A 23,187-nucleotide genomic window follows, 5' to 3' on the forward strand; every position below is an offset into this window, starting at 1 on the left:
GTGAACCGAACGGCCCGACTGTACGCCCTGGTCGAGGAGTTGCGCGCCGTCGCACCCCGCCCGCTCACCGTCGCCCGCCTCGCCGCCAGGTTCGAAGTCGCCACCCGCACCGTCCAACGCGACCTCCAGGCCCTGATGGCCGCCGGCCTCCCCGTCCGCAGCACCACCGGACGCGGCGGCGGCTGGTCCATCGACCCCCGCACCACCCTGCCGCCGGTCCGCTTCACCGCCCAGGAGGCCGCCGCCCTCACCGTCGCGCTCGCCGCCACCGACCCCGGCGCGCCCTACGCCGCCGCGGCCCGCACCGCCGCCCAGAAACTCACCGCCGTCCTGCCCGCACCCGCCGCCGACGCCGCCCGCGACCTCGCCCGCCGGATCGTCGCCCTCCCCGCACCCGGCCCGGCCGCCGAGATCCGGACCGCCGTCGAACGCGCCCTCGCCGAGGGCACCGTGCTGCGCCTGCGCTACGCCGACGCCGCCGGCCGACCGAGCGAACGCCTGGTCGAACCGGCCGGGCTGCTCACCGCGGGCGGCCACTGGTACCTGATCGCCTGGTGCCGCACCCGCCGGGCGGGACGCGGCTTCCGGCTCGACCGGATCACCGCCGCCGACCCGACCGCCGAACCCGCCCGCCCGCACGACCTCGCCGCCCTGCTGCGCGGCTCCGCCGCGGCGGGCGCCCGGCCGCCCGCCGCGCTGGGGCCGCTGTGACGGTTGTGGTGTCTGCGGTGTCTGTGGTGCCTATGAGGGCGGTGGTGTCTGTGAGGGCGGTGGAGGTTGGGCCCGGGCCCGGGCCTGGGTCGGGGCCGCCGGGGTGGCTCAACCCTCGCTGCTCCCGGCCGACTTGCGCACGTGCAGGACCCGGGCGTCCAGTGGCAGAGGGTCGTGCCCCGCCAACTCCAGCCCCGCGTCCGCGAACAGCCGCGCGTAGTGCCCGGCGGTGCGCTCGCGGCCGCCCACGTTGCAGCGCATGTGCAAGTCCCAGGCGGTGGCCAGCGAAGGGGCGTCGTCCTCCGGCAGCAGCCGCTCGACCACCAGCAGGTCCGCGTGCGGCGGCATCGCGGCGGACAGGTGGCGCAGGATCTCCCGGCAGCGCGCGTCGTCCCATTCGTGCAGTACCCGCGACAGCAGGTAGACGTCCCCGCCCGGCGGCACGTCCGCGAAATCGCCCACCAGGCACGTCGCCCGGCCGCCGCAGCCCGCCGCGTCCAGGAACTCCCGGGCCGCGTCCACGACGTGGGGGCGCTCCAGCAGGACGCCGCGCAGCGAGCGGTGCGCGGTCAGCAGCCGGGCCAGCAACTCGCCGGTGCCGCCCGCGAGATCGACCACCGTGCGCGGCTCGCCCGCTGCCGCCGCGGCCGCCGCCGCCCGGACGGCCGGATGCGCGGGCAGCGGGTCGAACATCCGGCTGCTCGCCGCCATCGAGCGGTCGAACAGCTCCGCCAGCGCGGGATCGCGGGCGAAGTGGTCGAAGTGGTTCTCGCCGAACAGCCGGTCGAAGGCGGCCCGCCCCGTCCGCACCGTCCCGGTCAGCCCGCCGAACGAGCGGTAGAACGGCCCCGCGTACAGCAGCGACAGCGGGCGCAGCGAACCCGGCGCGTCCGCCCGCAGCAACTCCCCGGCCGGGGCCAGCCGGTAGCCGCCGCCGTCCCGCACCACCGTGCCCAGCGCCGCCAGGTAGCGCAGCAGCGACTCCAGGGTCTCCGCGTCCGCGCCCACCTCCGCCGCCAGCTGCCGGGCACTGCGCGTCACTTCGACGTCCATTGCCTCCGGGACGCCCAACTCGGTGAAGGCGCCCAGGGCTTGGGTCGTCCACGCACCGGTCAACTGCCGCAGCAGCACCTCGGCGGGCTGCCCGGTGCGGTGCCGGTCCAGGTGCTCGGCCAGCAACTCCCGGTGGTCGCCCGGTGCGTACAGCTCGATCCGCGGACAGCCCGCCTTCGAACCGGCGGGCGCCGCGAAGTACAGCACCGTCCCGTCCTCGTGCGGGTTGTAGCCGCCGCCGTCCGGCCGCGCGCCGTGCCGGGAGAACAGCGCGCACAAGCCGCGCAGCACCAGCGGATCCGGGCGCACCACCTCGAAGCCCAGGTGCGCCTCGTGCTGCGCGGCCCGCTCGTGGGCGGCGAGCCCGGCCAGGCCCGAGCCGGGCGGGACGGTCAGGGCGAACACCTCCACCACCCGGCGCTCCCCGTCCGCGCCGGTCACGGCCGGCCGCAGGATCCCGACCTCCAGACCCGCCGCGTCCCGGCCGTGCCGCGCGGCCAGCCGCTCCCGCACCACCGTGCTCGGCCGGGCCTCCTCCGAGACCGCCAGCCCCGCCCCGGCGAGCATCCGGCGCAGCGCCCCGGCGTCCGGCGGGAAGACCAGCAGCGCGGTGTGCGCGAAACGGCAGCGGTCGGTCAGCGCGCGCAGCTCGACGCCGTCCAGGCCCGGCAGCAGCGCGCCCAACAGGGCGGCGGTGTCGTGGCGGCGGGCGTGGTCGGCCGCGGTCCGGAGCAGGTCCGCGTCGGTGGCAGCCGTGCGGGCGGTTGTGGGGGTGGTCGTGCGGGCGGTCGTGCGGGTGGTCGTGCTCATGGCGGGGAAGTCCTAGGCGATAGAAGGACGATGCGTGGGCGAAACGTTTCTGGAGGGGGAGGGCGGGGGACGCGCTCCGCCCGGCGGGGCTGCGCCCGCAGGAGGGGGAGGGGCGCGGCCCGGCGGCGCGGCGGCGGGTGCGAGGACACCGCACCCCGAAGAGATCTGACGGACCGTCAGACTCGGTGATCCTAACCGCCGCCCGAGCGCCCGCCCGTCCCGCTTCACCCGATTGGCCCGACCGTCCGCGCAGGTCACCGCCTCGCCGCGCCGCAAGCGCTCCGCTGCCGTGCCGGAGCCGTTCCGGGGCCGTTCCGGAGCCGTTCCGGGGCCGTCCCTACACTCGTCCCGTGACCGCTGAAGACCGCCTGATCCGACCAGCCGCCCCGGCCGACCTGGAAGCCGTGGCCGGGATCTACGCCCACTACGTCCGCCACACCGTCAGCACCTTCGAGGAGACCGCGCCGCCCGTCGAGCACTGGCAGCAGCGCCTGGACGACCTCGCCGCCCGCGGCCTGCCCTTCCTGGTCGCCGAAGTCTCCGGTCGGATCGTCGGCTACGCCTACGCGGGCCCCTGGCGGCCCAAGCCCGCGTACCGCCACACCGCCGAGCACTCCGTCTACCTCGACCCTCGGCACACCGCCCGCGGCCACGGCACCGCCCTGCTGGAAGCCCTCGTCGCCGCCTGCGCCCGCACCGACCTGCGCCAGCTCGTCGCCGTCATCGCCAGCCCCGGCAACGACGCCTCGGTGGCCCTGCACCGCCGCCTCGGCTTCACCGAGGCCGGCCGCCTCGCCGCCGTCGGCCACAAGCACGGCCGCTGGATCGACACCCTGTTGATGCAGCTCACCCTCGTCCCCACCCCGACCACCCCGGCCGACTCGACCGCCCCGGTGACCCCGGCCGACCCGGCCGTTCCGGGTGCAGGGCCGACACCGTCCCGCTGACCGGGCGACACGGCCCGTACGCGCTCCCCGGCCGGGCGGGGCGGCCCACGACTTGCGGAAGTGCACGGCGGTCGGCAGTTGCCTGCACCTGAGCTGCTCGTACAGCGACCCGGCCGGGGCGTGGAACTCGTCGCCGCCCGTTCCGATCTCGACGTACACCGCACCGTCGGCCCGCATGCGGCCGGACGCGTACGCGGGCAACTCGCCGCCCGGGCCGACCCTCAGGGGCGAGTGCGCCGGGACGCGAAGCATTTCACGCCCAGGTCCGGCCCTTCGAGCCCTGCCCGTCCGTCCGGAGACGCGCCGCCGAGGGCCCGCGGAGCCGTCGGCGTTGCGGCGGGTCGGTACGGCTTCGGGAATCGAACGTCCGGGTGCGGACGGTCGCGGCTAGTCTTCTGATCATGGCTTTGACACCTGACGAGTTCTACGACCACGCACGTGCGGCCGCCGACAGTGAACTGCGGCTCCCGCTGGCCCGGATGACCGGCTGGGAGATCAGCCCGTTCGAGCCGGAGGGGCTGCGGGTCTCGCCGCTGCGCCCGCCGGTGCTGCCCGAGCCGCCGCGGCACGGGGAGGACCCGGCGGACTGCGGAATGTGCAAGGCCCGGGACGAGGGCCTGTGGTTCACCGACCACTGGCGGTTGGCCCGGGTCGCGGGCGTCGGCGTGCCGCTGGCGCTGATGCTGTACCCGCGCGACCACTACGACCTGGCGGAGCTGCCCGACGAACTGGCCGCAGAGATGGGCGTGCTCACCACCCACGTGGTCCGCCAGGTGCAGGCGCTGCCGCACGTCGCCCGGGCCCACGTCTACCGGCTGGGCGACGGTGCGGCCCACCTGCACCTGTGGTTCTTCGCCCGCCCGGCGGGGCAGGGGCAGTTCCTCGGTTCCTGGCTCCCGGTCTGGGACGACCTGCTGCCGGAGTACCCGGCGGAGGTGGCCGAGGCGGACGCGGGGGCCGTCGCCGACGCCCTGGTCGCCTCGTACGGCGGCCGCCGCACGGCGAACGCCTGAGGCCGGTAAGCCAGCAAGTCAGTAAGCCGGCAAGTCGGTAAGTCGGCAAGCCGGTGGGCCCGTTGCTCGGCTGCCCGCGCGGCCCGTTGCTGGGCAGGCGGGCAGGCGGTGAGCCGGTCAGGCGGTCAGGCGGCGTTCGAGGGGGGTGCGGAAGCGGGGGGTGATGCGGGTGTCGGCGAGGGTGGCGCGGAGGTCGGCGGCCTTGGCGGTGACGGCGGTGCGGGCTTCGGGGCCGGGGTCGGTGAGGAGGTCGAAGACGACCTCGCCGTCGGGGCGTTGGGCCCAGCCACCGACGATCCGGCCGTTCCACCAGACGGTGGGGCCCAGGTTGCCGGAGCGGTCGGCGAGTTCGGGGCGGTGGCCGGGGTCGAGGTACCAATCGCGGTGCTTCCAGCCCATCGTGGTGGGGTCGAGGGCCGGTAGCAGGGCCGCCCAGGGCTCCGGTGCGGGCAGCGGGGCGAGGTCGTCGGGCAGGACGAACCCGGTCGCGCCGTCGGCGAGTGCGACCTCGACGGCCGCGCACTCGGCCAGCGCGGTGCGCACCTCGCGGATGCCCCAGCCCGTCCACCAGACCAGGTCGTCCTCGGTGGCCGGGCCGTAGGAGGCGAGCCAGCGCCGCGCCAACTCGGCCTGGGCGGACTTGCGTTCGGCGGCGGTGGGGGCGGCGGGCACGGGCGGCCCGGGCACCCAGCGGTGCCGGCTGCTGGTCCAGCCGCCGACCGGGCGGCGGCGGACCATGGCGCCCTCCATGCCGAGCAGGCGCAGCAGCCGCATGCCGACGGGCTGGGCGGCCTGGTAGGAGGTGCCGACCCCGTAGTCGACGGTCTCGCGCAACTGAGGTACCAGTTCGCTGAGTTGACTTCCCGTCAGACCGTCCGGCGAGGTGGTGCGGGCGGCGTCCAGGGCGTCGAGCACGGCGGACTGTGCGGCGGCGGTCCAGTCCGCGTCGCGGCCGGAGGCGGCGAAGTCCTTGAGCAGGCGGGTGCGTTCGGCGGTGGCGGCCTTCGCGGTGGTGGAGGCGTACAGCACGGGGGCGAGGTCGGCGGGGACGGCGAAGAGCGTCTTGCGCATGCCGTGGCGGCGCAGCACGGTCGCGTCGGTGTACAGGGCGCGCTCGGTGTCGGCGGTGCCCGGGACGGCCAGCCGGGCCGCGACGGCGAGGAACACCGTGGCGGGGTCGGTGGCGTGTACGGCGACCAGGTCTCCCACCACCTGCTCGGCGCGGTCGGCCGCGGTGCCGGGGGCGAGCCGGTGGCGCCGGGCCAGCCGGGCGCGGCGCTGGTCGTCGTCGAGGGCGGGGCGGGCGGGCACGCGGTTCCTCCTGCGGGTCGCGGATCGGGGACAGCCTGCCACGGGGCCGTTCCGCGTCCCGGATGCGACGCGCGCGGGCCCGGCCGGGGCCGGAATCCGGCCCCCGCGGGGGCGGGTCGTGAAAGTTTCGCAGAAGGACCGCCCCGGCCGGGGGTGTTCGCCCACTCCGCGCACTCCGCCCGGGCCCGCTCCGGCCGATCTCCGGCGCCGTCCGGAAACCCGCAGGCGGGAGCGCGGGCGGGCCGGTCGGGAGGCCGTCCGCACCCCCGCCCGGCCGGTGGCCGCGCCCGTTCCGACAGCGGTCGGCGGGCGGTCCTCGGCGGTCGGGAGCGGGGCAGGGGCAGGGGCAGGGGAGCGGCGGGGAGCGGCCCACGGGCGGTGTGCGGACGGCGCATGGCCGGTGGGCAGCCGGTGGCCAGCCGGTGGGCGACCGGTGCGCTCGGGGAGCGGATCTCGGCGAACCGGCCCCGGTGCGGGGGTGAACGGTGGTGCCGGGCAGGCCGGTTGGTGCGCAGGTGACGCGCGGCGGGCGGCCCGAGCGGGGCGAGAACGGGGCCGGAGCGGGACGGGAGCGCGGTGGCGGAGCGGTCGCCGATCCCCGGCGAGCGGCGTCCATCCGACCCAGCGGGAGCGCTCCCACGGGTTCTGTCGAACTTCTTGACGGGACTGCGAGGTCATGGCTTCATATCGGTTGTCCCCGAGCTGAGTTCACCTCAGCCCGGGCCAAGTATGGGAGCGCTCCCATTAATTGGGAGTGTTTCCGTCGAGTCCGTCCCCCACCCGAAAGGACTCCCTTACCGTGTCGGCCAATCTGACGCGTCGTCTCCGGACGGCTGCAGCGGCCGTGGTGCTCAGCGCCGCGACCGTTGTCCCCCTTGCCCTGTCGACCACCGCGGCCCACGCGGCGACCCGTGTGGACAACCCCTTCGTCGGCGCCGGGGTCTACGTGAACCCCGAGTGGTCCGCGAAGGCCGCTGCCGAGCCGGGCGGTTCGGCCGTTTCCAACCAGCCCACCGCCGTCTGGATGGACCGCATCGCGGCCATCGCCGGTGGCAACGGCACCATGGGTCTGCGCGACCACCTGAACGCCGCGGTGAAGCAGGCCGCGGGCAAGCCGTACGTGTTCCAGGTCGTCATCTACGACCTGCCGGGCCGCGACTGCGCCGCCCTGGCCTCGAACGGCGAGCTCGGCCCCACCGACCTGCCGCGCTACAAGAGCGAGTTCATCGACCCGATCGCCGCGATCCTGGCCGACCCGGCCTACGCGAACCTGCGGATCGTCACCACGGTCGAGATCGACTCGCTGCCGAACCTGACGACCAACGCGGGCGGCACCGCCACCGCGACCGCCGCGTGCGACGTCATGAAGGCCAACGGCAACTACGTCAACGGCGTGGGCTACGCGCTGGCCAAGCTCGGCGCGATCCCGAACGTCTACAACTACGTGGACGCCGGCCACCACGGCTGGCTCGGCTGGGACTCCAACCTGCAGCCGGCCATCGACACCATCAAGCAGGCCGCCACCGCGTCCGGTTCGACGGTCAACAACGTCCAGGGCTTCATCGTCAACACCGCCAACTACGGCGCGCTGCACGAGCCCAACTTCACCGTCGGCGACTCGGTGAACGGCACCTCCGTCCGCCAGTCGAAGTGGGTGGACTGGAACCAGTACGTCGACGAGGCGTCCTTCGCGAAGGCGTGGCGCACCAAGGCGATCGCCTCCGGGTTCAACTCGAACATCGGCATGCTGATCGACACCTCCCGCAACGGCTGGGGCGGCGCGAACCGTCCGGCCGGCCCGGGCCCGAAGACCTCGGTCGACGCGTACGTCGACGGCGGCCGCATCGACCGCCGCTTCCAGACCGGCAACTGGTGCAACCAGTCCGGCGCGGGCCTCGGTGAGCGCCCGAAGGCGGCTCCCGAGGACGGCATCGCCGCGTACGTGTGGGTGAAGCCTCCGGGTGAGTCGGACGGCGCGAGCTCGGCCATCGCCAACGACGAGGGCAAGGGCTTCGACCGGATGTGCGACCCGACGTACACCGGCAACCCGCGCAACAACAACAACATGTCGGGCGCCCTGGCCAACGCCCCGGTCGCGGGCCACTGGTTCTCGGCCCAGTTCCAGGAGCTGCTGAAGAACGCCTACCCGGCGGTCGGCACCGGCACCGCGGACACCACCGCCCCGACGGCCCCGACCGGCCTGGCGGCGACCACCACCTCCAGCAGCGTCGCGCTGACCTGGACCGCCTCCACCGACAACGTCGGCGTGACCGGCTACGACGTGTACCGCGGCGGCACCCTGGTCGGGTCCACCAACAACACCTCGTACACCGACACGGGCCTGAGCGCCTCCACCGCGTACTCCTACACGGTCAAGGCGAAGGACGCGGCCGGCAACGTCTCCGCGGCCTCCGCGGCGCTCAGCGTCACCACCGGCTCCGGCGGCACCAGCGACACCACCCCGCCGAGCACCCCGGGCAACCTGGCGGCGACCACCACCTCCAGCAGCGCCTCGCTGACCTGGACCGCCTCCACCGACAACGTCGGCGTGACCGGTTACAACGTGTACCGCGGCGGCACCCTGGTCGGGTCCACCACCAGCACCTCGTACACCGACTCGGGCCTGAGCGCCTCCACCGCGTACTCCTACACGGTCAAGGCGAAGGACGCGGCCGGCAACCTCTCCGCCGCCGCCGCCGTCACCGCCACCACCCAGGCCGGCACCGGCACCGGCGGCGCCGGCTGCACCGCCACCTACAAGGTCAGCAGCGACTGGGGCGCCGGCTTCAACGCCGACGTGACCGTGACCGCGGGCAACACCGCGATCAAGTCCTGGAAGGTCACCTGGACCTACGCGGGCAACCAGCAGGTCACCAACCTGTGGAACGGCACCGTGAGCCAGTCCGGCCAGTCCGTGACGGTCAACAACGCCGGCTACAACGGCGCCGTCGCCGCCAACGGCACCACCAGCTTCGGCTTCGGTGCCAGCTACTCGGGCAGCAACGCCGTCCCGACCCTGACCTGCACCGCCACCAGCTGACACCGGGCAGCCGGTAGCACGCGGCAGGCCGCGGCCCCGCCCGACTGACGCGGGAAGAGCCGCACCGCAACACCCGCAATACCCGCAACACCTGCAATACCCGCAATACCCGAGTGGCGCCGCCCACCTGCAGAGTCTGCAGGTGGGCGGTTGCCCTTTTCCGCCTCCGGTGCACGCACGGGCCGGTACCGGGCGGCGGGGGAGGGCTCAACCGCCGGGCCGGAACGCGGTGTTGACCAGCGCGACACGGGTGAACACCTGCGGGGTGCTGCCCAGCCGCCACTGCTCCACCGGGGCGGGCAGGCCGGTGGCCTCCGCCACCTGCACCGCCCGGTCGGCGGCGACCCGGGCCATCACCTTCGAACGGGTGAACTGCCGTCGCCCGCACCGCACTTCCCGCAGCCCCTCGTCGGTCTCCCGCCGACGCGCGGCCGGCGAGCCGAGCAGCATGCGCAGCAGGCTCCACACCTGCCGCTCCATCGGGAGACCGGCCCGCAGCGCCAGGCCGAGGGCTTCCACCACCTCGCCGTGGACGTCGAGTGGGAGCAGGCCGACGCCCGCGTTGCCGAACCGGACCGGCCGCGAGCCCAGCTGCCCGGCCCGGGCCCGCCGATCGGCCGGCGTCGTGGCGAGCAGCGCCTCCGGGTCGGTGCGCGGGGCGGCGGCCAGGTGCGAGGGCTGCCGGGTCGGCGCGGACGGGACGCGGCTGCCGGGCGCCGCGGTGAACTCGGAGACGGTGGTGCCGTCCGCGCCATAGGTGGGCACGCCCGGCGGGACGCGCAGCCAGGCGGGGGCCGGACCGGCGACGGCCACCCGGTGGTGCTCGGTGCGGCGCACCCACGGGTCGGCCCGGCCGTGGTGGAAGCAGCCGCAGCTCGCCGCGGACCGGCACGGCGCCGCTGACGCCTTCGACGATCCGCACCAGCCGCGGCGCCCGGTCGCGGTGCGGCATCAGGTCGAGCTCCCTGATCCCGCCGTCCGGGGTGCGCCGGCGGGGCTCCAGGACCAGGGTGTCACCCAGGTGGCGCCGCTCCGTGCGGTCGGCCGCCCCGGCCGGGGCCGGCCGCCGGGCGCCGTGCTCGGGTGCCCCGAGCAGGGCCGCGAAGCAGCCGGGGGAGTCGAAGCGCGGCAGGCGGAGCCGGTCCACCGAACCGTCCCGGCCGACCGGGCGGGGGTCCGCAGCGCGGAGAGCGGAGGGTGGTCCTCGATGCGTCCGGGTACGGAGGTGATTCCGCGCCGTTCGGGGGCCGGTGCCAGGCGGGGCGCGCCACGCCACCGTTCGGATGCCGCAGCTTGCGGTGCGTATCAGATGTATAGGAAGATCTTTATGTCCTATTGCCATTTTCGAATGCCACGCCGGAAGGGGTGCCGTCATGGCGCGTCCGAACTGGGTGCCCGCAGGGACCGACCTCGACAAGCCGAACGCGGCCCGGGTCTACGACTACTACCTCGGCGGGTCGCACAACTTCGAGGTCGACCGGCAGATGGCACGCAAGGCGATCGAGCTCTGGCCCGACCTGCCCAAGATCATGCGGGCGAACCGGGCCTTCCTCCGCCGCGCCACCCAGTTCGCCGCCGAGGAGGGGATCAGCCGCTTCCTCGACATCGGCTCCGGCATCCCCACCTTCGGCGCCGTCCACGAGGTGGCCCGCGAGTACCAGCCCGACGCCCGCGTGGTCTACATCGACATGGACCCGGTCGCGGTCGCGCACAGCCGGCTGATCCTCGCCGACGACCCGCTGTGCCAGATCGTCGACGCCGACCTGCGCAACACCGACGACCTGCTCGCCCGCCCCGAGGTCGAGGAGCTGCTCGCCCCCGGGGAGCCCGTCGCCGTCATCCTGAACGCCGTCATGCACTTCGTCACCGACGCCGACGACCCGGACCGGATCCTCACCAAGCTGCGCGAGGCGCTCCCCAGCGGCAGCATGCTGATCCTCTCGCACGCCTCGCTGGAGGGCCGCCCCGACCAGGCCGGCTCCCACCAGAGCCTGTACCGCGCCACCCCGACCCCGCTCACCATGCGCAACCGCGAGCAGATCACCGCCTTCTTCCAGGGCTACGACCTGGTCGAACCCGGCGTGGTCTACCTGCCCGAGTGGCGCCCCGACGACGCCGAGTCGGTCGGTCCGCACCCCGAGCGGATGACCGGCATGGCCGGCGTCGGGCGCCTGTCGTGAACGAGTCCCCCGAGGTGAACGGACCGCCGGGCCCGGACGGGGAGCGCGCGCAAACCGCACCGGAGACGGAGACGGAGGCGGAGACCGCACCGGAAGCGAGGCCCGCGCGGGGCGCGGGCCCGACGGCGGCGGAGACGGCCGACGGGGACGGGGCGGCCGACGGGGACGGGGCGGCGGACGCGGCCGCCGGGTTCCACACCGCCTGGGCCGTCATGCTGCGCGCCGGGCACGGCGCCGCCGTGCGCCCCGGCGTGCTCAACCCGCTGATCGCCCGCACCGCCGAACTGCTGCACCGCGCCGCCCGGGAGCACCCGTTCCGCCCCGAACTGGCCGCCCAGGCCGGCGCGCTGCTCATCGACAACCAGTTCACCGACCCGCAACTGCTCGCCGACACCGTGCAGTTGATCCAGCGCCAGCCCGTCCCCGACGACCGCGGCCCGGCGCTCAGCGGCGCCTTCGCGGCCGGCTGGGCGGCCGCCCTGCGCGAGCGCACGCTGCGCGAGCAGGAGGCGATCCGGCTCGCCGCCGACACCGCCCGGCAGGAGGTCGAGAAGGCGCTGCGCGCCTCCGAGGCCCGCTTCCGCGCCCTGTTCGAGTCCGCGGCGATCGGCATCGGCCTCGGCGACACCGACGGCAACATCCTGGCCGTCAACCGGGCCCTCGGCGACATCTTCGGCGGCGGCCCCGAGGACATGACGGGCGTGCGCGTCAACGACCTGGTCCACCCCGAGGACACCCCCGGCGTGTGGGAGGCGTACGAGGAGCTGATCAGCGGCAAGCGCGAGTACTTCCAGTTCGACAAGCCGTACTACCGCCGCGACGGCGAAGTGGTGTGGACGCACCTGACCGTCTCGCTGATCCGCGACGACGACGGCGCGCCGCTCTACCAGGTCGCCATGCTGGAGGACGTCACCGACCGCTACCGCCTGCAGGAGCGGCTGCGCCACCAGGCCACCCACGACCCGCTGACCGGGCTGCCCAACCGGGCCGCGTTCTTCGAACGGCTGGAGAAGCTCTTCGAGGAGCCGGAGCCGGACGTCCGCTTCGGCCTGTGCTACGTCGACCTGGACGGCTTCAAGATCGTCAACGACAGCCTCGGCCACGACATGGGCGACCAGCTGCTGACCGTGGTGGCCCGTCGGCTGGAGAACGCGCTCAGCCCGCTCGGCCACATGGTGGCCCGGCTCGGCGGCGACGAGTTCGTGGTGCTGCTGGAGAACTGCCGGGGCGAGCAGGAGGCCGTCGCCGCCGCCAAGACCGTGCTCGCCGCGCTCACCAAGCCCGTGGTGATCGGTGACCACCGGCTCGCCGTCGGCGCCAGCGTCGGCGTGCTGGAGCGGCGGATCGCCACCACCACGCCCGGCGCCGCCGTCCGGGCCGCCGACCTCACGCTGTACCGGGCCAAGGAGGCCGGGCGCGGCCGCTGGACGCTGTTCGACCCCAAGGAGAACGCGCGCGCCGTCAGCCGGTACGCGGTGTCCGTCCGGATGCCCGCCGCCCTGGACCGCGGCGAGTTCTTCATCGACTACCAGCCGATGGTCGACCTCGCCTCCGGCGCGATGACCGGCGTCGAGGCGCTGGTGCGCTGGCGGCACCCGCAGCTCGGGGTGCTCGGCCCGGAGGAGTTCGTCGGCGTCGCCGAGGAGACCGGGCTGATCATGCCGCTCGGCCGCTGGGTGCTGGAGCAGGCCTGCGAGCAGGCCGCCGACTGGGTCGCCAGGTTCGGCGACCGGGCGCCCAAGCTCAGCGTCAACCTGGCCGTCCGGCAGGCCCGCAACGCCGGACTGGTCGGCGACATCGAACGCACCCTGCGCAGCACCGGGCTGGACCCGTCCATGCTGCAACTGGAGATCACCGAGTCGACCGTGGTCGGCCCCGAGGACGAGGCGCTCAAGGCGCTGCACGCGCTGGTCGACATGGGCGTCTCGCTCTCCGTCGACGACTTCGGCACCGGCTGGTCCAACCTCGCCTACCTGCGCGACCTGCCGGTCTCCAACCTGAAGATCGCCGGGTCCTTCGTCGGCGACCTGCACGACCCCGCCAAGGACACCCACCTCGGCTGGCGGATCGTCAGCGGACTGGTCTCGCTCGCCCACACCCTGGGCCTGTCGGTCACCGCGGAGGGCGTGGAGAGCCGCGCCGACGCCGAACGCCTGCGCCTGATGGGCTGCGACCTCGCCCAGGGCTGGCACTTCGGCCGCCCCGTGCGCCCCGCCGAGATCGCCCGCCGGATCGCCGAAGCCGACCTGGAGGCCCCGCCCGAGCCGGGCTTCGGCTACGGGAACTGAAACACCCTTCGCCGCCCTGCTCCGCCGCTCGCCGTCACGGAGTCGGCCGACCGGTGTGGACATTTGCCAGGGGTCGAAATCGCATAGGAAAAACATGGTTGTAAGGGGCGTGCCGTGGCTGCCTCTGCTGCCCCGCTGTGAAGAAGAGGTTCGAGGGGGTGGGTTCGCGGGTTCTGGTGCGAGAGCGGCCCACAGCTGAGCTGGAGGGTGTGGAAGTTTTCCTATAGGAAATTTTGGTCACTTCTCTTGCGGCGCCCGTGGCTGCGGCTGCATCCTTCCCCTCGACCGGAGAGCCGGCCCGACTCGTCGAAAGAGCCCCGACCATGTCCGACCGCGCCCACCCGCAGCCCTCCGCTGACGCCAGCGCCGAGACCGGGGTGTCGCGTCGGCACGTCCTGCGTGCCGCCGCTTCCGCCGGGGCGCTGTTCGCGCTGTCCTCGATCGCGGAGTTCACCCCGGTAGCGGCCGCGGTGGCGCGCTCGGACGGCCGGACGGCGGTCGCGCCGCCCGCGCCGTTCGAGGTCTTCCAGTTCGTCAACCGCAGGACCGGCAAGGCCGTCGACGTGCCGGGGGCGTCCACCGCGGTGGGCACCGGCCTGATCCAGTACGCCCCGCACTCCGGCGGCAACCAGCAGTTCCGACTGACACCGGTCGGCGAGGGCCTGTACGAGATGTCCACCACTCACGGCGGCATCCCGCTGGCGTGGGACATGGACGGCGGTTCCTCGGCCGACGGCGCCAAGCTCATCCAGTGGAACCCGACGCACGCCCTCAACCAGCAGTGGAGGATCACCGAGGCGGGCGGTTACGTGACCCTCGCCTGCGCCCGCAGTGGGAAGGTCCTGGGCGTCACCGGCGACTCGACCGCCGACGGCGCGGCCGTCGAGCAGCAGACCCCCAACGGCGGTACCGGCCAGCAGTGGCAGCGCATCGCCTGCACCCGAGTCGGCGCCTGGGCGCCGAGCCTGACCGCCGGCGGCCCCGCCTTCAGCAACCAGACGATCCGGATGGTGGTGCACAGCAGCGTCGCCGGCTCGAACGCCCGGATCACCCTGTCCAACCGGTACGGCGGCGGCGCGCTCGATATCGGGGCCGTGACCATCGCCGTGCAGGCCGGCGGGGCGGCGGCGAAACCGGGCACCACCCAGAACGTCACCTTCGGCCAGTCCGGCCAGGTCTCGATACCCGCCGGCGGAGAGGTCGTCAGCGACATCATCCCGGTCTCGGTCGCCGCCGGGCAGAACATGCTCGTCAGCCTCTACGTGCCCGGCGCGACGGGCGCGTCCACCTGGCACCTCGACGCGTACGACACCGCCTACACGGCTGCCGGAAACCACACCGGTGACGGCGCCGCCACCGCCTTCGGCAACCCCCGCAACTCCTGGTACTACCTGGCGGGCTTCGACGTGACGTCGCCCGAGGCGACCGGCACCGTCGTCGCCTTCGGCGACTCGATCACGGACGGCTACGCCTCCTCCCTCGGCACCTACAGCCGGTGGCCCGACGTCCTCGGACGCCGGCTGGGCGCCGAACCGGGCGGCCAGAAGCTGGCCGTCGTCGACGCGGGCATCGGCGGCAACCGCGTCCTCACCGACGTCCCCAGCGTCATCCAGGGAGTCAGCGCCCTCAAACGCTTCGGCCGCGACGCGCTCGGCCAGCCGGGCGTCACCAACGTCATCCTCTTCGAGGGCATCAACGACATCGGCAACAACGCCGGCCCGAACGGCCGGCCGCTGACCGCGCAGGACCTCATCAACGGCTACCGCACCCTGATCGACCAGGCCCACGCAGCCGGCGTCCGCATCATCGGCGCGACCCTCATGCCCAACAAGGGCATGGGGTACTACACGCCCGCCGCGGAAGCGATCCGACAGAGCGTCAACGACTGGATCCGCACCGGCGGGGCCTTCGACGGCGTCGTCGACTTCGACCAGGTCATGCGCAACCCCGCGGACCCGGCCGCCCTCAACCCGGTCTACGACTCGGGCGACCACATCCACCCCAACGACACGGGCATGAAGGCGATGGCCGACGCGGTCGACCTGCGGATGCTGCGCGTCTGAACCCGGTCTTCGACCCGGGCGGCCGTCACGCCGACCTGGGGTTTCGGCGCGGCCGCCGGTCGGGCCGCCTTCGCGCGGACGTCGCCAAGCCCCCGCCGCAGCCGGGCGTGCGCGAGGACCGCAGCCGGGCGTGCGCGAGGACCGCGGCCGCGCCGGGCGCTGGATCGAGCGCCGCTCCCGCGCCTTGTGGTTCCGGGGGTGCGGTCACGGTCACCGCAGCAGTCAGCAGTTCCACGTGCACCCGCTGATCATCGAAGACGTTGAACGCCTCCCAGGTCCACATCTCCCGCCGGGCCGTGAGCGGAACGACGCCGAGGGAAACCCGGGGAAGGCTCATCAGGGCAAGCAGGTAGCCGAGTTGGCCCGCCGTGGTCTCGGAGCCGCCCACCCGGTTTCGCGGCACCGACTCCTCCACCAGGACGGCGAACCGGCGCTCTCCGTCCCGAACCACGCCGTCCGAGCGGACCACCCGAGCCGCGACCGCCTCCGCCACATCGTCAGGGGTCCGAGCACAGCTCCCGAAGCCGCGCGGCCACTGCATCACGGGCTGCCTGAACGCTGGACGAAGGGGGCCGAGCCATGGGATCGAGCGCGCTGGAGCTCGAAGTCCTGCTGGGGAACGGCGCGTTGCCACCCTGCTTCGAAGGCTCCCACGCGGCGCTTCACCACTTCGGGGTCGTCGCTCATCACGTTACCGAGGAACGCGCCGTCGCCGGAGAACAGGCCGAACTTCGCCACCCTGCCGTCGAACAGCCAGAGGTCGTTCCCCGGCAGCACCAGGTCGGAGGCCGGCTCGCGGGTCCTGCCTTCGGTCAGGCCGTACTCATCCGCAACATGTCGTGCGCGAGGGAGAAGGCCGTTCCGTCGGCCTTGGCGCGCAGGTAGCGGAGGTTGCTGGGGGAGAGGTGGACGCCGGTGGGGACGCGTTCGGTGATGGTGATGCCGAGGGCGGTGAGCTGGGCGGCCTTGTCGGGGTTGTTGCTGAGCAGGCGGACGGCGGGGGTGTCGAGGGCGGCGAGCATCTGGGCGGCGGCGGTGTAGTCGCGGCCGTCCTCGGGCAGGCCGAGGGCGGCGTTGGCCTGGTAGGTGTCGAGGCCGGAGTCCTGGAGGGCGTAGGCGTCGAGCTTGTTGTAGAGGCCGATGCCGCGGCCCTCCTGGCGGAGGTAGAGCAGGTGGCCGCCGGTCTCGGCGATGCGCTGGACGGACTCGCGCAGCTGGGGGCCGCAGTCGCAGCGGGCGGAGCCGAAGACGTCGCCGGTGAGGCACTCGGAGTGCAGGCGGACCAGCGGGGCGGCGGTGGCGGACGGGTCGCCGAGGGTGAGGGCGAGGTGTTCGGCGCCGTCGGCCAGGCCGTGGAAGGTGTGCACCTCGGCCTCGACGCGGTAGCCGTCGGGAAAGGCGAGGGGCACGCGCACGCGGGAGCGGACGGTGGCGGCGGGCAGCGGCGGGGTGGTCTCGGGATGCGTCATGTCGGGTCCTCCGGGGCCGCGAGTGGGGTGCGCCTGCGGTCCGGTGCGAGGGGTGCGCGCGGGCCGCCCGGGCGCGGGTTGTTCAAATTCGAACCGGATCGTGCCCGCCCGACGCTACACCGTGGTTCCAATTTGAACAACCGGCGTCCCGGACGGTGTTCCCGGCCCCGTCGGCCCCGCCGCGGCGGAGGTCTAAAACGTTCCGGGGGTGGGAAGTGGGCTGCCCAATGAGGCGTGGGCCTCGTCGAGGGGGGAGTGCGTCGTGGCAGTCGTCAAACGCATCACGGATCTGGTGGACTACACGGCGGTGCTGCCGTACGCCAACGAGATGTTCGGGGTGTACCAGCCGCTGATCGGCTGGCGGTCGGGGCGCAAGCGGGACCGGCACCGCAGGGGGGTGCGGGCCGAGCGGGACACGCTGCTGTACCGCCTGCAGCGGACGCTGTCGGACGGGGGCGAAGTGGCCTTCAACGCCGAGGACTTCGTCTCGGCGCCCGGGCTGCGTCCCGCCGTCTTCGCCGGCCCCCGGCTGGTCGAGCACGGCTCGGTGGTCCTCCAGGAGGTGGCGGCCGTCCTGCGCGGGCAGGGCGGCCGGCCGCTGGACGCGGACGGGTGGCGGAGCCTGCTGGATCCGGAACTGCTCACCCGGATCCTGCGCACCACGGTCGTCGGCCGGGCCAACGCCCTCGCGCAGCGGGCGTTCCGGGCGGCCACCCCGCAGCAGCAGCGGGCGACGGAGGACATCGGCGCGCTGCGGGAGGGCGGCCGGGCCGCAGCGCGCGCGCTGATCGACGACGAGGCGTCGATCGCGGGCGTGCTCGCCGCGCTGGCGGAGAGCGGGCGGGCGCAGGAGATCAACGGGATCTTCTTCGCGGACCTCGACGCCGACGGGGAGACCGCGTTCCGGGACGAGCTGGACCGGACCTCCGGCCGGGACGACGACCCGTACCTGGCCTTCGACCCGAAGGGCGACCTCGGCGAGGTGAGCCTGTCCCCGCTGGGCGTGGTGCACCTGTTCCGGCAGTTCTTCTTCGAGCTCGACACCTTCCTCGGCACCCCGACCGGGCACGTGTGGCTCAGCCCCGGATCGACCGTGGAGCTGACCGAGACCACCACCCGTCGCCAGATCGTCGAACGGACGGTGGAGAGCGCGCTGGAGAGCGCCCTGAAGTCGGAGCGGAGCACCACCGACCAGGACGAGTTCAGCGAGGCGGTCAAGCAGGACAACAAGGACGACCTGAAGCTGGGCGTCACCACCTCCGTCAACCAGTCGTGGGGCACCGGCAGCGCCTCGGCGACGGCGAGCCTCAACATGGACAAGACCCAGCAGGTGGCCCGGGAGACCTCGCACAAGCGGATGCGCCAGCAGAGCGAGAAGCTGTCCAGCGAGATCCGGCAGAGCTACAAGTCGACGTTCAAGACGATGACCGACGTCACCGACACCTCCAGCAAGCGCTACGTCCTCGCCAACACCACCGACGACCTGGTCAACTACGAGCTGCGCCGGAAGATGCGCCAGATCGGCGTCCAGGTCCAGGACATCGGCTCCTACCTGTGCTGGGAGACCTTCGTCGACGAGCCCGGCACGGACCTGGGGCTGGCGACGCTGGTGCACCTGGCCCAGCCCGCCGACCTGCTGCCGGTGCCGGACCAGACCGAGATCCCCTACCCGCCGGACCGCATGGTGCCGTTCCAGGCCAACGCGACCTGGAACGTCGGCAACGGCTCCCGCAAGGGCTTCTACCCGCTCACGGCCGTCGACCCGCCGGCCGCGCCGGACGGTTACGTGCTGAAGCCGGGGCCGGGGCCGGAGGTCCTCCCGGCCACCCAGGTCTCCGCCACCGGCGACGACTTCGTCGGCTCGTGGGAGTTCGGCTGCCGGATCAACGCCTCCGGGCAGCTGGACATCGGCGTGGTGACCGGGCCCGACGGGCTGAGCTGGAACAAGCGGGTCGACTTCGTGGTCGGTGGCGCGCTCAAGTACGTCGCCACGGACGCGAAGCGCTCCGAGGTGGACGCCGCGAACGCGGCGAGGAGGCAGGCGGGCACCGACGCCTCGACGGCCAACGACCGCAAGACGAAGGAGGCGTTCGTCGGCGCGGTCAAGGACCGGATCGAGAAGGCCGGCGCGGTCCGGCGGCGGGTGTCGGAGGACCTGCGCGAGGAGGAGCGGATCGTCGTCTACCGCAAGCTGATCGCCTCGCTGATGTCCTCGTACCGGTACGAGCACGCCGAGGCGTCCAGCCGGCACGTGCTGTCCGAACTGATCAACTCGGTGTTCGACATCGAGAAGATGCTGTACTTCGTCGCGCCCGAGTGGTGGAGGCCCCGCGAGCTCGCCGGCGGCTACCTGAGCCTCCAGAACCTCCGCGGCGACCTCGCGGACTCGCTGGTGAGCTGGTCCGACAGCCGGTCGCGGCCCGACAACTACCTGATCACCGACCAGTCGCAGCCGGCCGTGCTGGGCGCCTCGCTCGGCTGGCTGCTCCAGTTGGACGGGGACGGCCTGCGCAACGCCTTCCTGAACGCCCCCTGGGTCAAGGCGGTGATCCCGGTCCGGCCCGGCAAGGAGAAGGCCGCGATCGCGTGGCTGCAGAACGTCGGCGTCGAGGGGACCGACGGCCTCGACGCCCTCTACTCCGCTCCGGGCGACGAACTCGACGCGATCCGCGCCGGGTCCGGCCGGGCGGCGGGGGCACCGGTGACGATCCGGGACGCCATCGACCACCTGTGCCGGCAGATCGCCGACAAGCACCGGGAGTCCACCGAGGTGGGTTCGTACCCCGCCACCGAGGTCGACGACGAAGACAAGGTCAGCGCGACCCCGGTGGAGAAGGTGTTCGAGCACGGCTTCTACCCGCTGGAGGGCGGGTTCCGGGCCGGTCCGACCGACACCGGCAAGGCACCCGACCCGAACAACACCGCACCGAACTTCCAGGTCTTCGACCAGTGGATCGAGGTGCTGCCCACCGACCAGGTCGTCCCCGTCCCGGTGGCCTACGACCCCAGGACCGGTCGGCAGCGGTGACCGGCGCCGGAGGGCTTCACGGCGGCCCGGGGACGAACAGCGCCGGATCGGCGTGCCGGAGGGCGTGCGACATCAGCGACCGCAGGAACCAGCTGTGCCCGTTGCCCCGGCCGTACCGGAAACCCCTCCCCGGGTTCTCGACCACCTCGTTCGGACCGTTCCTGATGTAAAGCCGGAAGAACGTGGTCGGGACGTACAGCACGCCGAACCTGCCGTCCGCGCTGTACGCCTCCCTGGCCAGCCCACGGGGCGCTCCCGCCTTCGCGTCGCGCAGGCTCATGTCGGTCCACTTCTTCACCGCGTCCAGGTTCAGCTCGGTCGGCCTGCCGAAGAGGCCGGGCTGCGCGGTGAGGAGGTGGGCCGTCTCGTCGGCCCGGGTCGTGTAGTAGAAGGCCCGCGCGCCCGGGTTGACGCTCCGCCACGCGGTGACCTTCCTCCAGAGGTCCCTGAACGCGGCGGCGCGGACCGCCGGGACGTTGTCGAGGTTGATGTCGAAGGCGTTGACCTGGGTCAGACGGCGGGCGTAGAAGTCCCTCAGCGGGCCCGCCGGGAGCGACCGGGGAAGGTCGGGGAGCCCGCTGAACAGGCCCTTCCCCGATTTGAGCAGCAGGTTGCCGCTGAGGCTGTACACGGACACCATCACCTTGCCGACGGACGCGGCGCCCCCGATGCCGAGCCCGGCCCGGCGGCGCAGGAAGTCCGCGACGTCGCCCAGCGCCGGTACCAGCGCGGACGGGTCGGCCAGGTCGGTGAAGTAGCTGCGGGGGTCCGCGACGGGGACGACCAGGGCCATCCGCGGCCGCTGCCCGGGCACCGCGACGACGTGCTGGGCGGCCAGGTGGAAGTCGGTCGCCGCGTAGCGCAGGCCCACCTGCACGAACACGGGCTGCTCCCGCATGGTGGGGGGACTGCAGTGCCAGTTCTGCCACCCGTCGCGGCAGCGTCCGTCCCAGTAGGGCGTGTTCGTGTAGCACGGCCAGCTGACCGACGGGTGCAGCACCAGGTGCACGTCCAGCGGGGCGGTGCTCCCGGCGGCCAGTTCGGCGTCCAGGGCCTTCGGCACCCACACGAAGAACAGCCGGGTCGCCCCGGTGTCCCGTTCCAGCACGAGGAGCCTGCCGCAGTCCTTCCAGGGGTTCACCTTCAGGGCCCCGTAGTCCGCCACCTCGACGGTGACGCCGTCGTCCGCGTCCTGGTCCAGGACGCGGACGCCCGCCATGTCGATGCCGTACGGCATCAGGAGGTCGGGGGCGGGGGTGGAGGACGGCCCGGGCGAGAAGAACCGGTGGTCGGCGTCCTGGAGCTCGACGACCCGCTGGACGACGTCATTCATCACCCCGGCAGTATCACGCCCCCGGGGGCCGGAACGGCAGGTTTCCGGACATCCCGCCGGACTCCGGGTGCTCGACAGCCGTCGCCCCGCCGGGCGGCGCGCCGTTCGGCCCACCGGCCCCGCCGTTCGGCCCACCGGCGACCCCGCTACCCGCCGGTACCCCGGCAAGGTGGAAGGAGGGCGGGAGAGGAGGGGAGGGGCAGCCGGGAGAAGAGGAAGGCAGCGGATGGCGAAGGCATTCGGGTTCGTCGCGTACGGCGGACCGGAGCAGCAGGAGTTCCTGGACCGGCCCACGCCCGTCCCCGGGCCCGGCACGGTGCGGATCAGGGTGGTGGCCGCCGGGGTCAACCCCGCGGACTGGAAGAAGCGCCAGGGCCGCTTCGGCACCGAGGCCGCCCCGCCGGTGGTGATGGGCAGCGAGGCGGCCGGCGTGGTGACCGCCGTCGGCCCGGACGCGGGGGGCTTCCGGGTCGGCGACGAGGTGTTCGGCACCGCCCCCGGCGGCGCCTTCGCCGAGGAGGCGCTGCTCGCCGCCCGCACCACCGCGCACAAGCCGCGCACCGTCGGCTTCGCCGAGGTCGCCGCCCTCCCCGTCGCGGCCGCCACCGCCTACGACGCGCTCGACCAGCTCGCCGCGCTCGGCCTGCACTCCGGACAGGCCCTGCTGATCGTCGGCGCGGCCGGCGGCGTCGGCACCGCCGCCGCGCAGATCGCCCGCGGCCGCGGCCTGCACGTGCTGGGCACCGCCGGGGAGGGCAGCGCCGACCACGTCCGCTCGCTCGGCGCCACCCCCGTCCGCTACGGCCCGGGCGTCGCCGAGCGGCTGCGCGGCGTCGCCCCCGACGGCGTGGACGCCGTGCTCGACCTGGTCGGCGGGGACGCCGTCCGCGAGGTCGCCGCCGCGCTGCGCACCCCCGGCCGGCTGGTGTCCACCACCGACCCGGCCACCGCCGCCGAACTCGGCGGCGCCTACGTCCTGCGCGACCACACCGCCGCCCCGCTCGCGGCGCTCGCCGAACTCGTCGCCGCCGGCACCCTCGACCCGCACATCACCGCCCGCTACCCGCTGGACCGCGCCGCCGAGGCGATGGCCGAGGTGGAGGGCGGACACGCCCGAGGCAAACTGATCCTGGAGATGAGCCGACCGTGAAGATCACCGAACCGAGCCCCGGCGCACCCTGCTGGGTCGAACTCGCCACCAAGGACCCGGCCGCCGCCCGGGCCTTCTACCACGAGCTCTTCGGCTGGCGCACCGAAGCCGTCCCCGACGAGAGGGCCGCGGGCTACACCCGGCTCTACCTGGGCGAGCAGCTCGTCGCCGGGCTCAGCGGGCTGATGCAGCCCGACCAGCCCACCGCCTGGACGATCGGCTTCCACACCCCCGATACCGACATCGCCGCCGACGAGATCGCCGACGCCGACGGCAAGGTGATCGTCCCGCCGACCGACGCCCTGGACTGGGGCCGGTTCGCCGTCGCCGCCGACCCCGCCGGGGCGGTCTTCTCCACCTGGCAGCCCGGCGCGATGACCGGCGTCGACCTGCGCGACGAGGCCGGCGCCCTCGGCTGGGTCGAACTCGCCACCCGGGACCCGCGCTCCGCCGCCGAGTTCTACTCCCGGGTGTTCGGCTGGAGCGTCAACACCGGCGAGATGTACACCCGGTTCGGCCTGGGCGGCCGCGACTTCGGCGGCATGATGGACATGTCGGACCAGTTCCCGGCCGAAGCCGCGCCCTACTGGATGCCGTACTTCGCGGTCGCCGACGTCGACCTCGGCGCCGAACGCGCCGCCCTGCTCGGCGCCACCGTCACGCTCCCGCCCACCGACGTCCCCGACGGGCCCCGGCTGGCCGTCCTGCACGACCCGCAGGGCGCGTTCTTCGGCATCCACGCGGTGGAGGAGCCGTAGGGGAGGACCCGGAGGAGCGGCAGGGGGGGCGGG

At 73.8% G+C, this 23,187-nt stretch carries 17 protein-coding genes; 10 read left to right on the plus strand and 7 right to left on the minus strand.

From position 1 onward, the window contains the following. Complete coding sequence (locus HUT16_RS30615; protein ID WP_176191279.1) at window positions 1-711, plus strand: YafY family protein; 711 nt, start codon at window positions 1-3, stop codon at window positions 709-711. A gap of 108 nt (window positions 712-819) precedes the next feature. On the opposite strand, the gene HUT16_RS30620 is transcribed toward HUT16_RS30615, so the two are convergent. After that, entirely contained in the window at window positions 820-2,574 is a 1,755-nt protein-coding gene (locus tag HUT16_RS30620) for a methyltransferase (RefSeq protein WP_176191280.1), read from the minus strand. 350 nt (window positions 2,575-2,924) lie between these two features. On the opposite strand from HUT16_RS30620, the gene HUT16_RS30625 reads away from it, so the two are divergent. Beyond that, window positions 2,925-3,521 carry a GNAT family N-acetyltransferase gene (locus HUT16_RS30625; protein WP_176191281.1) on the plus strand — a complete coding sequence of 199 codons (597 nt, stop codon included), beginning with the start codon at window positions 2,925-2,927 and terminating at the stop codon, window positions 3,519-3,521. Between the two features lie 401 nt (window positions 3,522-3,922). Further along, window positions 3,923-4,534 (plus strand): HIT family protein, encoded by a 612-nt coding sequence (locus HUT16_RS30630; RefSeq protein WP_176191282.1) that lies wholly within the window; start codon window positions 3,923-3,925, stop codon window positions 4,532-4,534. Window positions 4,535-4,651: 117 nt separating this feature from the next. Here the strand turns inward: HUT16_RS30630 and HUT16_RS30635 are convergent, their stop codons facing one another. Then, window positions 4,652-5,845: a winged helix DNA-binding domain-containing protein gene (locus HUT16_RS30635; protein ID WP_176191283.1), complete on the minus strand. Its 1,194-nt coding sequence runs from the start codon at window positions 5,843-5,845 to the stop codon at window positions 4,652-4,654. Between the two features lie 844 nt (window positions 5,846-6,689). On the opposite strand from HUT16_RS30635, the gene HUT16_RS30640 reads away from it, so the two are divergent. Next, entirely contained in the window at window positions 6,690-8,885 is a 2,196-nt protein-coding gene (locus HUT16_RS30640) for a glycoside hydrolase family 6 protein (protein ID WP_303392147.1), read from the plus strand. Window positions 8,886-9,092: 207 nt separating this feature from the next. Here HUT16_RS30640 and HUT16_RS30645 read toward each other — a convergent pair whose 3' ends face one another. Beyond that, window positions 9,093-9,722 carry a glycoside hydrolase family 15 protein gene (locus HUT16_RS30645; RefSeq protein WP_176191284.1) on the minus strand — a complete coding sequence of 210 codons (630 nt, stop codon included), beginning with the start codon at window positions 9,720-9,722 and terminating at the stop codon, window positions 9,093-9,095. A gap of 536 nt (window positions 9,723-10,258) precedes the next feature. Here HUT16_RS30645 and HUT16_RS30650 point away from each other — a divergent pair. The 3 genes from HUT16_RS30650 to HUT16_RS30660 all read left to right on the plus strand — a co-directional run bounded on the left by HUT16_RS30650 (window position 10,259) and on the right by HUT16_RS30660 (window position 15,416). After that, window positions 10,259-11,065, plus strand: a complete 807-nt coding sequence (locus HUT16_RS30650; protein ID WP_176191285.1) for an SAM-dependent methyltransferase — start codon at window positions 10,259-10,261, stop codon at window positions 11,063-11,065. Beyond that, a complete protein-coding gene (locus tag HUT16_RS30655) occupies window positions 11,062-13,353 on the plus strand; it encodes a bifunctional diguanylate cyclase/phosphodiesterase (protein ID WP_254898057.1) in 2,292 nt (763 codons plus the stop codon). The genes HUT16_RS30650 and HUT16_RS30655 overlap by 4 nt, the downstream gene beginning before the upstream one ends. A 323-nt stretch (window positions 13,354-13,676) precedes the next feature. After that, window positions 13,677-15,416, plus strand: a complete 1,740-nt coding sequence (locus HUT16_RS30660) for an RICIN domain-containing protein (RefSeq protein WP_217712114.1) — start codon at window positions 13,677-13,679, stop codon at window positions 15,414-15,416. A gap of 25 nt (window positions 15,417-15,441) precedes the next feature. On the opposite strand, the gene HUT16_RS30665 is transcribed toward HUT16_RS30660, so the two are convergent. From HUT16_RS30665 to ribA, 3 genes are read right to left on the minus strand one after another with little or no spacing between them, the layout of a single operon-like run. Beyond that, on the minus strand, window positions 15,442-15,957 hold the full coding sequence (locus HUT16_RS30665) for a Scr1 family TA system antitoxin-like transcriptional regulator (RefSeq protein WP_303392112.1): 516 nt from the start codon (window positions 15,955-15,957) through the stop codon (window positions 15,442-15,444). Continuing rightward, window positions 15,957-16,232: a DUF6879 family protein gene (locus tag HUT16_RS30670; protein WP_368662749.1), complete on the minus strand. Its 276-nt coding sequence runs from the start codon at window positions 16,230-16,232 to the stop codon at window positions 15,957-15,959. The genes HUT16_RS30665 and HUT16_RS30670 overlap by 1 nt, the downstream gene beginning before the upstream one ends. Then, a complete protein-coding gene (gene ribA, locus HUT16_RS30675) occupies window positions 16,229-16,885 on the minus strand; it encodes a GTP cyclohydrolase II (protein ID WP_176191288.1) in 657 nt (218 codons plus the stop codon). Before ribA ends, HUT16_RS30670 begins: the two co-directional genes overlap by 4 nt. A gap of 262 nt (window positions 16,886-17,147) precedes the next feature. On the opposite strand from ribA, the gene HUT16_RS30680 reads away from it, so the two are divergent. Beyond that, window positions 17,148-19,913, plus strand: coding sequence for a hypothetical protein (locus tag HUT16_RS30680; RefSeq protein WP_217712115.1), 2,766 nt, complete (start codon window positions 17,148-17,150; stop codon window positions 19,911-19,913). 16 nt (window positions 19,914-19,929) lie between these two features. Here HUT16_RS30680 and HUT16_RS30685 read toward each other — a convergent pair whose 3' ends face one another. Then, a complete protein-coding gene (locus tag HUT16_RS30685) occupies window positions 19,930-21,246 on the minus strand; it encodes a hypothetical protein (RefSeq protein ID WP_176191289.1) in 1,317 nt (438 codons plus the stop codon). A 226-nt stretch (window positions 21,247-21,472) separates the two neighbouring features. Here HUT16_RS30685 and HUT16_RS30690 point away from each other — a divergent pair, with 226 nt between their 5' ends. Beyond that, window positions 21,473-22,396, plus strand: coding sequence for an NADP-dependent oxidoreductase (locus HUT16_RS30690; protein ID WP_176191290.1), 924 nt, complete (start codon window positions 21,473-21,475; stop codon window positions 22,394-22,396). Then, the gene (locus tag HUT16_RS30695) at window positions 22,393-23,154 is read left to right on the plus strand and encodes a VOC family protein (protein WP_176191291.1); all 762 of its coding nucleotides are present in this window, start codon (window positions 22,393-22,395) and stop codon (window positions 23,152-23,154) included. The genes HUT16_RS30690 and HUT16_RS30695 overlap by 4 nt, the downstream gene beginning before the upstream one ends. Window positions 23,155-23,187 lie beyond the last annotated feature (33 nt).

Source organism: Kitasatospora sp. NA04385, assembly GCF_013364235.1.
Classification (GTDB): domain Bacteria; phylum Actinomycetota; class Actinomycetes; order Streptomycetales; family Streptomycetaceae; genus Kitasatospora.

Bases quoted from the DNA above. Each gene is read 5' to 3' on its own strand.
- HUT16_RS30650 (WP_176191285.1), top strand. From the start codon at position 10,259: ATGGCGCGTCCGAACTGGGTGCCCGCAGGGACCGACCTCGACAAGCCG.
- ribA (WP_176191288.1), bottom strand. From the start codon at position 16,885: ATGACGCATCCCGAGACCACCCCGCCGCTGCCCGCCGCCACCGTCCGC.
- HUT16_RS30630 (WP_176191282.1), top strand. From the start codon at position 3,923: ATGGCTTTGACACCTGACGAGTTCTACGACCACGCACGTGCGGCCGCC.
- HUT16_RS30685 (WP_176191289.1), bottom strand. From the start codon at position 21,246: ATGAATGACGTCGTCCAGCGGGTCGTCGAGCTCCAGGACGCCGACCAC.
- HUT16_RS30660 (WP_217712114.1), top strand. From the start codon at position 13,677: ATGTCCGACCGCGCCCACCCGCAGCCCTCCGCTGACGCCAGCGCCGAG.
- HUT16_RS30620 (WP_176191280.1), bottom strand. From the start codon at position 2,574: ATGAGCACGACCACCCGCACGACCGCCCGCACGACCACCCCCACAACC.
- HUT16_RS30665 (WP_303392112.1), bottom strand. From the start codon at position 15,957: ATGCAGTGGCCGCGCGGCTTCGGGAGCTGTGCTCGGACCCCTGACGAT.
- HUT16_RS30690 (WP_176191290.1), top strand. From the start codon at position 21,473: ATGGCGAAGGCATTCGGGTTCGTCGCGTACGGCGGACCGGAGCAGCAG.